Raw genomic sequence first — 14,628 nt, 5'->3', positions numbered from 1 at the left:
GGCAGGGTTAGCCCGCTGGCAACCCCTGATTGTTGAAGTGTGCAAAGAAAACCTCGCGTGCGTGGCCTGTACCCTATGCGCCCAGAGTTGTCGCACATGCAGGACTAACAGAGCGGAATAATATGGACACCTTTACCACGGCCATTCCCGGTGCAACCGAGAAGCCAGCCACCTCTTTTATCAGCAATATTCGCCTGATCACCTTGATCAGCACCATTCTCGCCGGGATCCTCATTCTGTTTGCCCTCTCCATCGGTACGTCGAGTTTCTTCCTCAAGCAGAGTAACGATGCGTTGGAAAGCGCCACGCAGGAGCTGCAGATTCGCCTGGCCCTTTCCAACAGTTCAAACCATCTGCGCACCGCGCGTTTGCTGTTGATTCAGGCCGCCGCCGCCGCGCGCGTCAGCGATCAGGATACCTTTGAGAAGAACATTACTGAGGCGCAAAAGCGCATTAAGCAGTCGCAAGATGCCTTCAAGCAGTACATCGACCGTCCGCATCAAACCGAGACTGACCATGCTCTCGACGAGCCGCTGAAAAAGTCATATGACAATTATCTCAAGCAAGGCATGGCGCCGATGCTGGAGTCTGCCCGCCAGTCCCATTTTGAAGAAGTCATTTCGCAGGAAGCCGAAACCCTGCGCGGGCTGGATCAGGCCAACAACGCGCCGCTGCTGGCAGCCATTACTTATCGCACCGATACCGCCAATCAGATTAACCAGCGTGCCCACGCCGATGCCAAACTGGGCTACGCCCTGATGGCAGGCGCCTTTGCTCTGGCGCTGCTGCTGACGGTTATCACCTATTTCATTATGCGCAAAGTGATCATCACCCCGATTAACCGTCTGGTGAAGCGCATTCAGCACATCGCGCAGGGAGATCTCACCCAGCCTTCCGACATCGCGGGTCGCAATGAGATTGGCGTGCTGAGCACTAACGTTGACCATATGCAGAGTTCACTCGCCAGTACCGTGCTGACCGTGCGCGAAGGTGCGACCTCGATTTACCAAGGCTCCACCGAGATTGCCAGCGGCAACACTGACCTCTCCTCGCGCACCGAGCAGCAGGCCGCAGCCTTGGAGCAGACCGCCGCCAGCATGGAACAGCTCACCGCCACGGTAAAACTCAATTCGGAAAATGCCCATCATGCCAGCAAACTGGCCGCCGACGCCTCCGAGAAAGCGCAGAAAGGCGGAGATATCGTCGCCAGCGTGGTGAGCACTATGGAAAACATCTCGCGCAGTTCGACCAAAATTGCCGAAATCACCAACGTTATTAATAGCATTGCCTTCCAAACCAACATTCTGGCGCTGAACGCCGCCGTTGAGGCAGCCCGCGCCGGTGAGCAGGGTCGCGGCTTTGCGGTGGTGGCAAGTGAAGTGAGAAATCTGGCGCAGCGCAGCGCGCAGGCCGCTAAAGAGATTGAACAGCTGATTGAAGAGTCGGTAGATCACGTGGGCGAAGGCAGCCTGCTGGTCGGCGACGCGGGCGACACCATGTATGAAATCGTCACTGCCGTCAGCCATGTGACCGACATTATGGACGAAATCGCCTCGGCGTCAGATGAACAGAGCCGGGGCATCAGTCAGGTAAGTCAGGCGGTATCGGAGATGGACGGCGTCACCCAGCAGAATGCTTCACTGGTGCAGCAAGCCTCTGCGGCGGCGGCATCGCTGGAGGAGCAGGCAGAGCGCCTGACGCAGGCCGTCGCGGTGTTCCGCCTTGATAGCAAAGTAATCACCACTGCGCCCCGCCGCCCGACGTTGGCATTAGTTGAGCCACTGAAAGAGAACAAACTGGCGACCGATAACCAGAACTGGGAAACCTTCTAACCTCCAGTGCTGTTAGCCCCATAAACAAAAACACCGGATGCAGTCTCCTGCTCCGGTGTTTTTTAGTTTTAGCGAAAAGCCAAAGCGGTTAGTCTCTGCTGGCCACGCGAGGCTCGACGAAGGTGCCGTCTTTGCTGTCGACTTCGTTAAAGAACCAGATCCCGGCCGGGTAATCTTCCAGAGAAACCAGATACATCACGCCTTCGTAAAACTCTTCAATTTCCAGAACCTTGCCTTCACGGCGCGGGCCGCCGTCGGTCTTAACTGTCACCAGATCGTTAACTTTCATCGAGTTACCCCGTTATTATCCATGTTGTTGATTGTAGTACAGTGCGCCTTAAAAGGCATGCGGCTTAGACTTTGGCAACGCGTTTAGCGAGAAATACCGTGCATTAGATAAAGGCTTTGGCAAAATCCAGACGTAAAAAAACCCGCATATGCGGGTTTTTGTAATCTTCGTTAATGTGCTGTAAACAGCGCAAAAGCGAGATTAGATAGCGGTAACGTTAGCCGCAGACGGACCTTTAGCACCGTTCTCGATAGAGAACTGTACATTCTGGCCTTCAGCCAGGGTCTTGAAACCTTGATCCTGGATTGCAGAGAAGTGTACGAACACGTCTTTGCTGCCATCAGCAGGAGTGATGAAGCCAAAGCCTTTAGACTCGTTAAACCACTTAACCTGACCTTTCATCATAGACATAGGAATTACCTTTAAAAAATAAATTTAGCCACCATGGGCATGTTATAGCCGGATTTCAGTCGTTACTTATGGAGGCACTAAGAAGGAAATTCGTCAGATCAGGGTTATCGAGGATAACGCTTTAAATTTGAACCACTTTACTCAGGATGTCGTGCATAAATAGGTCTGTACCACAGGCCGGAACGTATTTACTCATGACTGCCTCCTAATAGCAACTCTTTTTATCTAATAACCTGCCTAAAGTAACGAAAATGGCGCATTAATCATCAATGCGCTCGTTAAGCGTACGATTATTTGGTTTTTTATCAATAAGTTGAGATCTAAGCGCCGGCAATCGGGTGCCACAATGGTCGCAAAAACGTGCATCTAATTCATGGCCGATGTGATGACAGTGGCGGCAAGAACGCTGCTCACGCCCTTTTTGCAGTTCTTGCGACATATAGGCCGTCAAGATCCCCGTAGGTACCGCGATTATCGAATAGCCCAGCAAAATCAAAACGGAAGCCAGTACCCGTCCGAGCGGCGTGTGCGGCGTAATATCGCCATACCCTACCGTGGTCAGGGTCACCACCGCCCAGTAGACCGAGGTCCCCAGCGAGGTGAAGCCGTCGCGCCCTCCTTCTATAGCAAACATTAACCCGCCGAACAGGCAGAGAATGATCGCCACGAAGCCGAAGAATAGGGTCAGCTTATGTCGCGCGCGCATCAAACTGCGCCACAGCACACCCGCCTCATTCATATAGCGCAGCAGCTTGAGCACCCTCAGCACGCGCAATATTCGCAGCAGGCGAATCAGCACCACCATATCGCCGGTACTCACCAGCGACGGGAATAGCCAGAGAATATAGAGCGGCAGAATGGTCAACAGATCCACCAGCCCGAAGAAGCTCAGCGGGTAGCGCTCTTTGCTCGGAGTGGCAAAAATGCGCAACACATATTCCACGGTAAAAATCGCGGTAAAGCCCAGCTCGATCAGACCGAAGAACTGCATGATGTTGGGCGTATGGGGGAAAAGAGTGTGCGCGCTGGATTCAAAGAACAGCGCAATGACGCTGAGGATGGCGGTCAGAACCCAGAACGCCTCCATGCGCCGCCCGCTGCGCGTATAGTTATCAAACAGCAGCTGGTAGCAGCGCCTGCGCAGCAACGCGATAGAACGAAACCGATGTGCCATAACAATGCTCATCCTGAGAAGATAATGGCTCAAGAATAGCTATTTTCTGGCTAGAAAACCTATTCTCGCGCCCTTCCCGGCTTATTTAGCCAAATTCAGATATAAAAAAACGCCGATTATCCCAATAGATAAACGACGTTTTTATTTTCAGGCCATGTTCTGTATTCAGACCATAAACTGATTAGTCCATTAATTCCGACACGGCATGGCGCACGTAGGCGGTAATTTGTGCCAAATCCTCGGGGTCAGCATTGCCGCCGCCAATGGAACGCACGGTATTTTCCAGATGGCCAATATCCTGTTCGACTTTTTTAGCAATCTGAACTTTTACGATGGTATCGACCGAGGAAATAAAGGCCCGCATCACCGCTTTTAACGCATAGATTTCACAAAAAGAGTCGTAGGCAGGCTTATCAGCGGGCACTGCATCTACAATTTTTGCGCGCGGTGGAAGGTTTTTCAGACCGTCCACGTGTTCAATCATCAGATCAATATCTCTGATTAATTCATCAAAATTCTTTGCCACTGATTTTCCTTCGCTCGGCGAAAGCCGAAGAATACCACCGCCGTCACAAAGCGAGAAGTCAGCGAAGTGGTGAAAGGTGAAATTTCAGCACGCAATGATTTCATCCCGCCCCTTTTTGCTCAGAATGACCATAAAAAAACGCCCACAAATCGAAGTTTGCAGGCGCATGAGTTAGACGACTATCAGGCAAATCGCCGAAGATTAGGCGTTTTTAAGAGACGCCATATCCACCACGAAACGGTATTTCACGTCGCTTTTCAGCATACGCTCATAGGCACCGTTAATGTCCTGCATATCGATCATCTCGACGTCACAACCAATGTTGTGCTCGGCGCAGAAATCCAACATTTCCTGAGTTTCAGCGATACCGCCAATCAGTGAACCCGCAACGGTTTTACGCCCGCCCACCAGCTTGCCGCTGTGGATTGCAGGCTCGATTGGCTCGATCAGGCCGACCAGAATATGGGTACCGTCGCGTTTCAGCGTGTTCAGGTACGGGTTGAGATCATGCTGGTTTGGCACGGTATCAAGGATGAAGTCGAAGTGGTTTTTCACCGCGTCCATCTGCTTTTCATCCGTAGAAATCACCACGTGGTCAGCACCCAGACGGTAAGCTTCCTGCTCTTTACCGGCGGAACGGGTGAACAGCGTGACGTCGGCGCCCAGCGCTTTAGCAAATTTCAGCCCCATGTGGCCCAAACCGCCCAGACCGACAACCGCCACTTTATGGCCTTTGCCGACTTTCCAGTGACGCAGCGGGGAATAGGTGGTGATACCGGCACACAGCAGTGGCGCTGCAGACTTAATATCCAGCTTTTCAGACACGCGCAGCACAAACTTTTCAGAGACGACGATCTGCTCTGAATAACCGCCGTAGGTCATCATGTTGTCATGACGATCGTAGCTGTTGTAGGTCATGGTTGCGCCTTCTTCACAGTACTGTTCCAGGCTCTCGGCGCAGGAATCACAGTGCTGACAAGAATCGACCATACAGCCCACGCCGACAGTATCACCGACGCTGAAGCCCTTAACTTTGGCGCCTACCTGAGTAATGCGGCCAATGATTTCGTGTCCCGGAACCAGCGGATAGATGCTCTGGTGCCATTCATTACGTGCCTGGTGGATATCTGAGTGACATACGCCGCAATACATAATGTCGATAACTACGTCAGTATCACGCGGTGAGCGACGTTCAAAATTGTGGGGTGCCAATGGCGCAGTGGCTGACGTAGCAGCAAAACCTCGGACGTTAAGTGTCATGAGTTCTCTCCTGAGGGGTTATCGTTAGACAAAAATGCCAGCGCAACCTGCGCTAACGATATTAAGTATGCCCCTTGGGAAGTAGGATTTCGTATAACGATCCTCGCGATTACTTGCCCGAATCTGTTTTTCTCAGGATTTTTGACGCGGTATCCCAAGAGGTGCGGCATTAACACCGCACCTCCGGGGGAAATATGACGAGTTTTACTTCAAGAAGGGAACCTAGGGTAAAGGTTAAATCAGCTCAGCTTGTTTCAATTCGCTCTTCAGATAGGCGTAGTAAATCGGCGCGGCCACCACGCCCGGCAATCCGAAGGCTGATTCGAAGATAAGCATCGCCAGCAGCACTTCCCACGACTTGGCATTAATGCGCGTGCCGACAATGCGCGCATTGAGGAAGTACTCCACCTTATGAATGACAATCAGGTACGCCAGCACCCCGACGCCCACCCACAGTGACAGGGAGAGGCCGACAATGAAGATCACCGTATTGGAGATCAGATTGCCAATCACCGGCAGCAGCCCGCAGATGAAGGTAAAAGCCACCAGCGTTTTGGCCAACGGCAGGTGAATACCAAACAGCGGCAGAATGCCGAACAGAAACACACCGGAGAGCACGGTGTTAATCAGTGAGATTTGGAACTGGGCAAAAACTACATTACGAAATGCCTGAGCCAGCAGGCGCACGCGCTGCAACAGTTCGTTTTTCAGCGGGGCATCCTGACTCTCTTTGTCTGGGCGCTGCAAAGAGATAATCGCGCCCAGAATCATACCAATCAGCATGGTGACAAAGGCGTGGGCCGCGTTTTTGCCCACGGTTTGAATCATGGCGACGTGTTCGCGCACCCATTGCAGGAACTGGCGCTGTAGCTCTTCAATATTGGCGGGCAGATAGTGCAACATGACTGGCGAAATGCGCCCCTGTGCGTCACTCAGCAAGCGAGAAACCATGGCGTTGAAGGCCACCGGGTTCTTAATATCATCCATCAGGAAGTCGATAATCCCGGCAATCGCCAGAATCAGCACGCTCACTACTACGGTGCTGATGAGCGCCACCACCAGCCAGCGGGCGCGATCGCCACTGATGATTTTTTGGAAATGCGGTGTTAATCCATTAACCAGCTCGAACACCACGAATCCGGCGATAAAGCATGCCAACAGGTGCAGAGGCAGCACCAACAGTAGCCCCCCCATCACGATAAATAAACTCAGCCAGCGGATATGGTGCGATTTCATTAACTGCATTGTCTGCGTCCTTAACATTCAATTGCTGGGCATTGCGCCGTGCTCGGCCAACATCCCGGTCGTTAGCATAACATTGTTGATTATTGCCCAAGTTGTCATTCAGGAGATCAATAAGAAATTTTTGACAGTGGCGCACTGTCTTTTATCATAGGCATCAACCATCATGATGATTCTATTTTGATAAAGAAAATCTTAGTAACAGGCGAAGAAGATGTCCGAACTGATCCGAGAAAAACTGTCCCTGCCTAACGGGCATGATAAATTACTGCTTCACTCCTGTTGCGCACCCTGCTCCGGCGAGGTCATGGAAGCGATTCAAGCCTCGGGCATTGAATACACCATTTTCTTCTACAACCCGAATATTCACCCGCAAAAAGAATATACCCTGCGCAAAGAAGAGAATATGCGCTTTGCCGAACAGCACGGCATTCCATTTATTGATGCCGACTACGACACCGATAATTGGTTTGAACGCGCGCGCGGCATGGAAAACGAGCCTGAACGCGGCATTCGCTGCACTATGTGTTTTGATATGCGTTTCGAGCGCACCGCGCTGTACGCTTATGAACACGGTTTCAGCGCCATTTCCAGCTCGCTGGGTATTTCCCGCTGGAAAGACATGAAACAGATTAACGGCTGCGGCGACCGTGCGGCGGCGCCTTATCCGGGCATGGTCTATTGGGACTATAACTGGCGCAAGAAAGGCGGTTCGGCGCGCATGATTGAAATCAGCAAGCGCGAACGCTTCTACCAGCAAGAGTATTGCGGCTGCGTTTATTCCCTGCGCGACAGCAATTTGCACCGCAAAGCTCAAGGCCGCGACCTGATTAAGCTCGGCGTAAAATATTACGGCGACGAAGACGACGAATAAGCTTTAACCATCGCCTTATTGTTCATTAACCCCGCAACCTGTCTCGCGGGGTTAATTCACTAATCTAAACTTATCGCCCCGCACAATATTCCACGCTAAATAAAACACCCAGTTAATTAGCCTGAGCTTTATCTTAGACTCGCTTATTTTCCTCCCTCTTGTCCTGCCACTTATCAATTCACAGTCTTGCGCTGCACCGAACTGCTTGGTACTTTCCGAACAAAGCTGAGCGTTATTCCTCACTCGTCTACTTTATAACTCAAGGTTATTTTGTGGTTATTAGCGAGCAACGCGCAGCTTAAAAAATATAAAGACAGGACGTTGAGTTCATTCACAGATTACAGACAACAGGGGTAAGAAATATGTGGGTATTAATAGGCATCCCGATCGTGGTGCTGGGCTTTGCGCTGCGGTTTAATCCACTTTTAGTCGTCACCATTGCCGGTATCGCTACCGGCGCGGCGGGCGGCATGCACACGGTGGATATCATCAGCGCCTTCGGTAAAGCCTTTACCGAGAACCGCTATATGGGACTGATTTGGCTGACGCTGCCGGTTATTGCCATCCTCGAGCGCAGCGGCCTGAAAGAGCGCGCGCGCGACCTGATCTCTAAGATCCACGCCGCCACTACCGGGCGCGTGCTGATGCTCTACTTCTTCCTGCGCCAAGTCACCGCCGCGCTGGGGCTGAACTCGCTGGGCGGCCATGCGCAGATGGTGCGCCCGCTGATTGCCCCAATGGCGGAAGCCGCGGCGGTCACTAAGTATGGCGATTTGCCTAATGACGTTCGCCAGAAAATTCGCGCTAATGCCGCCGCCGTCGATAACATCGCGGTGTTCTTCGGTGAAGATATTTTTATCGCCGTGCAATCTATCTTGCTGATCAAAGGCTTCCTGGAGCAAAACGGGATCTCCGTCGAGCCACTACACCTCTCCGTTTGGGCCATCCCCACCGCCATTGCCGCGCTTATTATTCACTTTATTCGCCTGTGGCTGCTGGATCGCTCGCTGGCCAAGCGTTTTGATGCTCAGCATGGAGGCATTGCCAAATGATCAGCTTAGAATCGGTTTATATCCTCGCGGGCCTGATGTTCTGCGCCTACGCCATTTTCAATCTGTATGACAAAACCAACAACCGCCGTCTGGTTAACGCCCTGTTCTGGGGAGTGTATGGCGTGACCTTCCTGCTTGGCGGCGAGCTGCCGCACTTCGTGACGGGCTGTATGGCTATCCTGTTGGCGGTGATTGCCGGGACCGGCAAACTGGGCAAAGGCAAGTCGGATAACGACCAGCCGGAAGCCACCGCCAGACGTGAAGCCGGCGCCAAGCGCTTTGGCAACAAGCTGTTTATTCCGGCCCTGCTGATCCCTATCGTGACCTTGGTCGGTACCCTGACCCTAAAAAATACCGGTCTGGTGGAAGCCAAAAACGTCACGCTGATCTCACTGGTGCTAGGCACGCTGGTTGCCTTTATCGTGGCGCTGGTGATGCTGCGCGACTCGCCGCTGAAGGCCATCAAGGCAGGCGGGCAGACCATGGATACCGTGGGCTGGGCGGCAATTTTGCCGCAGATGCTCGCCGCGCTGGGCGCGCTCTTTGCTCTGGCAGGCGTCGGTGGCGTGGTGGCCGACTTGGTGAAAAGCATCATTCCACTGGGTTCGCCGCTGGCGATTATCGTGGCTTACACTTTCGGCATGGCGCTGTTTACCATGATCATGGGTAACGGTTTTGCCGCTTTCCCGGTGATGACCGCGGGTATCGGCCTGCCGCTGATCGTCAACCAGCTGGGCGGAAATCCGGCGATTATGGGCGCTATCGGTATGCTGTCCGGCTTCTGCGGCACGCTAATGACGCCAATGGCCGCCAACTTCAACATCGTGCCCGCCGCGCTGCTCGAGCTTCAGGATAAAAACGGTGTCATCAAGGCGCAATGGCTGACCGGCGCCCTGTTACTGCTGGTGAACACCGCGCTGATGTATTTATTCGTGTTCCGCTTCTAACCGCCAACTCGGGAGAGATTGAAAATGACGATGCAACTGACGCCAGAAATGGCGTCCCGCTTTGCCCTGATGGCGCTGGATCACCTGAACCGCGAGTTTCCCAATAAGCTGATGCATGCCATGAGCGGGCCAGAAGACGCCCTAACGCCGCGCGCGCTGCACCCGATTTTTTACGGCAGTTATGACTGGCACTCCTGCGTTCACGGCTACTGGCTGCTGCTGCGCTTAATCGACAAATACCCGCAACTGCCGCAGGCCGAGCAGATTATTGCCATTGTTGAGCAGCACTTCACGGCGGAAAACGTTGCCGGGGAGATGGCCTATTTACAGCAGCCGCAGCATAAAGGGTTCGAGCGGCCTTACGGCTGGGCGTGGTTCCTGCGACTGGTGCAACAGTTAAACGCCATGAAGCTGCCGCAGGCCGCCGGTTGGGCGAAAACGCTGGCGCCGATGAGCCAGTTCTTCGAGCAGGCATTTTGTGAATTTCTGCCGAAAGCCACCTATCCGCTGCGGGTAGGGAGCCACTTCAACACCGCGTTTGCCCTGTCGCTGGCTTTAGAGTATTCGCGCAGCGTGGCGAATGACGCCTTAACCGCGCAAATCGAAGAGGCTGCCAAACGCTGGCATCTGCATGATGTGAATTGTCAGGCGTGGGAACCGGGCGGCGATGAGTTTTTATCCCCGTCTTTGATGGAAGCCGAATTGATGCGCCGCGTGTTGCCGCAGGCCGAGTTTTCCCAGTGGTTTAGTAACTTCTTGCCGGATCTGGCCCGGCGCCAGCCGCAAACGCTGTTTGTGCCCGCCACGGTCACGGACCGAACTGACGGCAAGATTGGTCATTTGGATGGGTTGAATCTCAGCCGCGCATGGTGTCAGCGTTCGCTGGCGGCGGCCCTGCCGACAGACGACCCGCGCGTCGCCCCGCTGCGTGACAGCGCCCAGCAGCATTTAGACAGCGCGCTGGACCACCTCGACACGGATTATATGGGCCAACACTGGCTGGCAACCTTCGCCCTGCTGGCGCTGGAAGCCTGATAATCCCCCGCCACTCGCGGCATCAGCGAATGATGCCGCGAGTGGATAAAGCAAAGAAATCCTCAAAACAGCGCAGCGCGGGGTGTGCTTTACTCAGGCGCTGCACCTCTACTTTCAAGGCTTCAATCGCCATTCCGCAATGATAGATTTGCTCATACACTCGGCGCATCACGGCCTGCTGCTGCTTATCGATAGAGAGGTAAGCTTCTGCCAACAGGTTAAACCCCTGCGGCACGGCGCGGTTGCCGCTGGCACGGACGAACGGCGGAATGTCCTGAACCACGCAGGATTGCTCCGCAATCAGCGCCGAGAAGCCGATGATGCAAAACTGGTGAATCGCGCACATTGAGCCGACCTGCGCAAAGTCCCGCAACACCACGTGCCCCGCCAGAGCAGTGTTATTGCCGATCTCGGTGCTGCTGCCAATCAGGCAGTCGTGGCCAACGTGAACATTGGACAACAGCCGATTTCGATGACCGATAATAGTCGTCTGCGCGCCCTGCTGGGTGCCGCGATGGATGGTAGCGTTGCGGCCAATCTGGTTATTGTCGCCAATCTCAACTCGAGTTGGCTCGCCGCGATATTTTAAGTCCTGATTCACTTCGCCAATCGAGCAGAAGCGACCAATGTTGTTATTGCGGCCAATACGCGTGTGGCCGTTGATCACCGAGTGGGAGGCAATCACCGTCCCCTCACCTATCTCGACGTGCTCGCCAATTAGGCAGAATGGGCCAATCTGCACCCCCGCGCCGATAATCGCGCCGGGAGAAATAATTGCCTGAGTTGCCACCGTGGCAGAATTTGAGATCAACGCTAAACCCTCCAGAACCCGATTAAATCAGTCTCTGAGACAAGCTTTCTATAAGAAGAAAACGGACAAAATTCGAGGTCGCGCTGAAAAAACAGAAGGCATTCAGAAAGCACGGAGAGAGCACCACGCCTGAAATTTCCAGGCCGTGCGAGTTACCCAGCATACGGCGTTGCGCCGCCAAAAGACGGTTATATATTTTATTTATTTTATGAACTTTAGGCCCATAAACTGTCTGCAAACGCAGGTTAAGGCTTTCTTAAGCTTGCATCGCTAAAGTGGCGTCAGGTTGAGACATTCAGCTTCAGAATTTCCCCGGTATTGACCCTTTTCGTTGGAGCATTTCTTGCGTAATTTTATTCCGAAAGTCAGCTACCTTTGGCTGACTTTACTGTTGAGTCTTTACTTTACCTTTGTCGTTAACTTCCCCATTTTATTGCACTTCTATCGGATCCTTAACGCGCTGCCGGCCTACAATCTGGGCTTTGCTCTCACCATTCCGCTGGTGCTGTTTGTCGCGCTGAATTTCGTCTTCACACCGTTCAGCTTTCGGCCGTTACTTAAACCCTTCTTCATTATCATTCTGCCGATAAGCGCCCTGGTCAGCTATGCCATGCTTAAATATCAGGTGGTGTTTGACCGTGGAATGATTGAAAACGTTGTTGAGACCCAGCAGAGCGAAGCCTCTTCTTACCTCAACCTCTCCGTGGTGCTGTGGGTGCTGTTCACCGGCCTGCTGCCTGCCGTGCTGCTGTTCTTCACTCAGGTCAGCTACCCGAAATCGGCACTGCGCCGCCTTGGCGTGCGCCTGCTCTCCATGCTGCTCTCACTGCTGGTGGTCGCCGCCGTGGCCGGGGTGTATTACAAAGACTACGCCTCGGTGGGCCGCAGCAATCGCACGCTAAATCTGGAAATTGTGCCGACCAACTATCTCTACAGCGCCTTCCAGTATTACAACCATCGCTACTTCACCCACGACGGGCCGTTCGAGAAAATTGGCGAAGATGCCAAGCTGGTGCAGTCACCGGCGCAAAAACCAACCCTGATGTTTTTGGTTATTGGCGAGACGGCGCGCGAGCAGAATCAATCTTCCGGCGGCTATAGCCAGCCCACCAACGCCTTCACCCAGAAAATACCGGACGTGGTTTACTTCAACCACACCCGCTCCTGCGGCACCGCCACGGCAGTTTCGGTGCCTTGCATGTTCTCCAATATGAAGCGCGTCGACTTCAACAACAATAAAGCGCGCAATAGCGAGGGATTGCTGGATATTCTGCAACGCGCCGGGGTATCCGTGTCGTGGAAAGATAATGACGAAGGCTGTAAGGGCGTGTGCGACAGAGTGCCAAACGTCATCATCAGCACCGCCAAAGACAACAAACAGTGCGACGGCAACACCTGCTATGACATGGCGCTTCTAGATAATCTCGACGCCGACATCAAACGCGACGGTAAAAACCGGCTGATTGGCCTGCACCTGATTGGCAGCCACGGGCCGACCTACTTCAAACGCTATCCGCCGGAGTTTGCCGTTTTCAAACCGGACTGCCCGCGCAGCGATATTGAAAACTGCTCGCGCGAGCAGCTGATCAACACCTATGACAACACGCTGCGCTACACCGATTACGTGGTATCTCAGGTGATTGAGAAAGCCAAACAGTATCAGGACAGCTATAACGTGGCGGTGATTTACCTGTCGGATCACGGTGAGTCGCTGGGGGAAAATGGCCTGTATTTGCACGGCACGCCTTACAGCGTGGCGCCGGCGGAACAGACTCACGTGCCGATGCTGTTTTGGCTGTCGCCAGGCTACGCCAGTGCCAATGGCGTCAACCTGTCGTGTTTACACGGGGAAGGCAAAAATGCCGAGGTGTCGCAGGATAATTTATTCCACACCGTTCTGGATGCCATGAACGTGCAGACCCACGAGCTGGACCCGCAGTTGGATATTCTACGCGAATGTAAAACGGCCAATTAAGGCAGCGAGTTAAGAGAGTGAATCCGCGCGGCGTGCCCCTCATGTTCGCCGCGCGGATGCTGTTATTGCGCGAGGGTTTTCAGCAGCGCGGCGTTAAATTTCTCCGGCTCTTCCATCTGCGGCGCGTGGCCCAGCCCTTTAAATTCGATCAGCTTGGCGTGGGGAATGAGCTTGGCGGTCTGCTTGCCCAGCACATTGTAATGGCCGAGCTTGGCTTTCACCGCCGGCGGCGCGATGTCGCTGCCAATCGCCGTGGTGTCAGAAGTCCCAATCATCAGCGTGGTCGGCACCTTAAGGTCTTTAAACTCGTAGACCACCGGCTGGGTGAAAATCATGTCGTAAATCAGCGCCGAGTTCCACGCCACCAGCTTATGCCCCGGCCCGTTATTCAGTCCCGCCAGCATGTCTACCCAGCGATCGTACTCCGGCTTCCATTTATTGACGTAGTAAGTCTTCAATTCGTACTGACGAATACTATCAGCCGAGAGTTTCAGCTCGCGGTCATACCACTGATCTACCGTGCGATAAGGCACGCCCTTGGCTTTCCAATCCTCCAGCCCGATAGGGTTGACCATCACCAGCTTTGAGACTTCATTGGGGAACATCAGGCTGTAGCGCGTCGCCAGCATGCCGCCGGTAGAGTGCCCGACAATCACCGCTTTCTTAATATTCAGACTTTTCAGCAACTCATGGGTATTGGTCGCCAGCTGCTGGAAGCTGTACTGGTAGTCGCCCGGCTTGGTCGAGCTACAAAAACCAATCTGGTCTGGCGCAATCACCCTGTAGCCCTTGCCCGCCAGCGCCTTGATGGTGTCGCCCCAGGTCGCGCCGCAGAAATTCTTGCCATGCATCAGCACCACCGTCTGACCATTTTTATGGCCGACCGGCGCGACATCCATATACCCCATTTGCAGAGTTTCGCCCTGAGAGTTAAAGGAGAAGTGCTTTTGCGGATAAGGATAAGTAAACCCCTCAAGCTGCGGGCCATAAGAGGGAGTATCGGCCATCGCCAGGGGGCTTAACAGCAGGGAACACAAGGCGGCGGGAAGCAGAAATTTCAGTGGGGAGGGCATCGCTCAATCCTTAAAATCATCGCGGCCAACTGACCGCCTAAAAAACAAATCCTACAAAGTATAAGCCATCAAAGAAATCCTAAGAATGTAAACCCCCGTGTATAAGAGTATTGATCTAAGCCAGATG

15 protein-coding genes are annotated in these 14,628 nt (G+C 53.5%); 6 read left to right on the top strand and 9 right to left on the bottom strand.

What is annotated here, in order from left to right; translation table 11 throughout:
* Window positions 1-122: 122 nt before the first annotated feature.
* Complete coding sequence (locus V2154_RS07515) at window positions 123-1,832, top strand: methyl-accepting chemotaxis protein (RefSeq protein WP_353501692.1); 1,710 nt, start codon at window positions 123-125, stop codon at window positions 1,830-1,832.
* An 88-nt stretch (window positions 1,833-1,920) separates the two neighbouring features.
* On the opposite strand, the gene dsrB is transcribed toward V2154_RS07515, so the two are convergent.
* The 7 genes from dsrB to V2154_RS07480 form a co-directional block, all read right to left on the bottom strand.
* Window positions 1,921-2,121 carry a protein DsrB gene (gene dsrB / locus V2154_RS07510; protein WP_353501691.1) on the bottom strand — a complete coding sequence of 67 codons (201 nt, stop codon included), beginning with the start codon at window positions 2,119-2,121 and terminating at the stop codon, window positions 1,921-1,923.
* A gap of 201 nt (window positions 2,122-2,322) precedes the next feature.
* Window positions 2,323-2,532, bottom strand: a complete 210-nt coding sequence (gene cspE / locus V2154_RS07505) for a transcription antiterminator/RNA stability regulator CspE (protein WP_034789491.1) — start codon at window positions 2,530-2,532, stop codon at window positions 2,323-2,325.
* A 259-nt stretch (window positions 2,533-2,791) separates the two neighbouring features.
* Complete coding sequence (locus tag V2154_RS07500; protein WP_353501690.1) at window positions 2,792-3,706, bottom strand: ion transporter; 915 nt, start codon at window positions 3,704-3,706, stop codon at window positions 2,792-2,794.
* A gap of 181 nt (window positions 3,707-3,887) precedes the next feature.
* Window positions 3,888-4,232, bottom strand: a complete 345-nt coding sequence (locus tag V2154_RS07495; RefSeq protein WP_034789488.1) for a hypothetical protein — start codon at window positions 4,230-4,232, stop codon at window positions 3,888-3,890.
* A complete protein-coding gene (locus tag V2154_RS07490) occupies window positions 4,208-4,336 on the bottom strand; it encodes a hypothetical protein (protein ID WP_353501689.1) in 129 nt (42 codons plus the stop codon). The genes V2154_RS07495 and V2154_RS07490 overlap by 25 nt, the downstream gene beginning before the upstream one ends.
* Window positions 4,337-4,433: 97 nt before the next feature.
* The gene (locus V2154_RS07485; protein ID WP_353501688.1) at window positions 4,434-5,492 is read right to left on the bottom strand and encodes an NAD(P)-dependent alcohol dehydrogenase; all 1,059 of its coding nucleotides are present in this window, start codon (window positions 5,490-5,492) and stop codon (window positions 4,434-4,436) included.
* Window positions 5,493-5,726: 234 nt separating this feature from the next.
* The gene (locus V2154_RS07480) at window positions 5,727-6,737 is read right to left on the bottom strand and encodes an AI-2E family transporter (RefSeq protein ID WP_353501687.1); all 1,011 of its coding nucleotides are present in this window, start codon (window positions 6,735-6,737) and stop codon (window positions 5,727-5,729) included.
* A gap of 211 nt (window positions 6,738-6,948) precedes the next feature.
* Between V2154_RS07480 and V2154_RS07475 the strand changes: the two genes are divergently transcribed.
* The 4 genes from V2154_RS07475 (at window position 6,949) to V2154_RS07460 (ending at window position 10,642) form a co-directional block, all read left to right on the top strand.
* Entirely contained in the window at window positions 6,949-7,608 is a 660-nt protein-coding gene (locus tag V2154_RS07475) for an epoxyqueuosine reductase QueH (protein WP_353501686.1), read from the top strand.
* A 362-nt stretch (window positions 7,609-7,970) separates the two neighbouring features.
* A complete protein-coding gene (locus V2154_RS07470) occupies window positions 7,971-8,660 on the top strand; it encodes a DUF969 domain-containing protein (protein ID WP_185688032.1) in 690 nt (229 codons plus the stop codon).
* Window positions 8,657-9,607, top strand: a complete 951-nt coding sequence (locus tag V2154_RS07465) for a DUF979 domain-containing protein (RefSeq protein ID WP_185688033.1) — start codon at window positions 8,657-8,659, stop codon at window positions 9,605-9,607. Before V2154_RS07470 ends, V2154_RS07465 begins: the two co-directional genes overlap by 4 nt.
* Window positions 9,608-9,637: 30 nt before the next feature.
* The gene (locus V2154_RS07460) at window positions 9,638-10,642 is read left to right on the top strand and encodes a DUF2891 domain-containing protein (protein WP_353503943.1); all 1,005 of its coding nucleotides are present in this window, start codon (window positions 9,638-9,640) and stop codon (window positions 10,640-10,642) included.
* A gap of 22 nt (window positions 10,643-10,664) precedes the next feature.
* Here the strand turns inward: V2154_RS07460 and lpxA are convergent, their stop codons facing one another.
* Entirely contained in the window at window positions 10,665-11,453 is a 789-nt protein-coding gene (lpxA, locus tag V2154_RS07455; RefSeq protein ID WP_185688035.1) for an acyl-ACP--UDP-N-acetylglucosamine O-acyltransferase, read from the bottom strand.
* Between the two features lie 343 nt (window positions 11,454-11,796).
* Between lpxA and V2154_RS07450 the strand changes: the two genes are divergently transcribed.
* Complete coding sequence (locus V2154_RS07450) at window positions 11,797-13,428, top strand: phosphoethanolamine transferase (RefSeq protein WP_353501685.1); 1,632 nt, start codon at window positions 11,797-11,799, stop codon at window positions 13,426-13,428.
* Between the two features lie 62 nt (window positions 13,429-13,490).
* Here V2154_RS07450 and V2154_RS07445 read toward each other — a convergent pair whose 3' ends face one another.
* Window positions 13,491-14,501: an alpha/beta fold hydrolase gene (locus tag V2154_RS07445; RefSeq protein WP_437341995.1), complete on the bottom strand. Its 1,011-nt coding sequence runs from the start codon at window positions 14,499-14,501 to the stop codon at window positions 13,491-13,493.
* Window positions 14,502-14,628 lie beyond the last annotated feature (127 nt).

Origin of the sequence: Ewingella sp. CoE-038-23 (assembly GCF_040419245.1) — a bacterium.
GTDB lineage: Bacteria > Pseudomonadota > Gammaproteobacteria > Enterobacterales > Enterobacteriaceae > Ewingella > Ewingella allii.
Note: the sequence above shows the minus strand (reverse complement) of the source record. Positions and strands in the feature narration are given on the sequence as shown.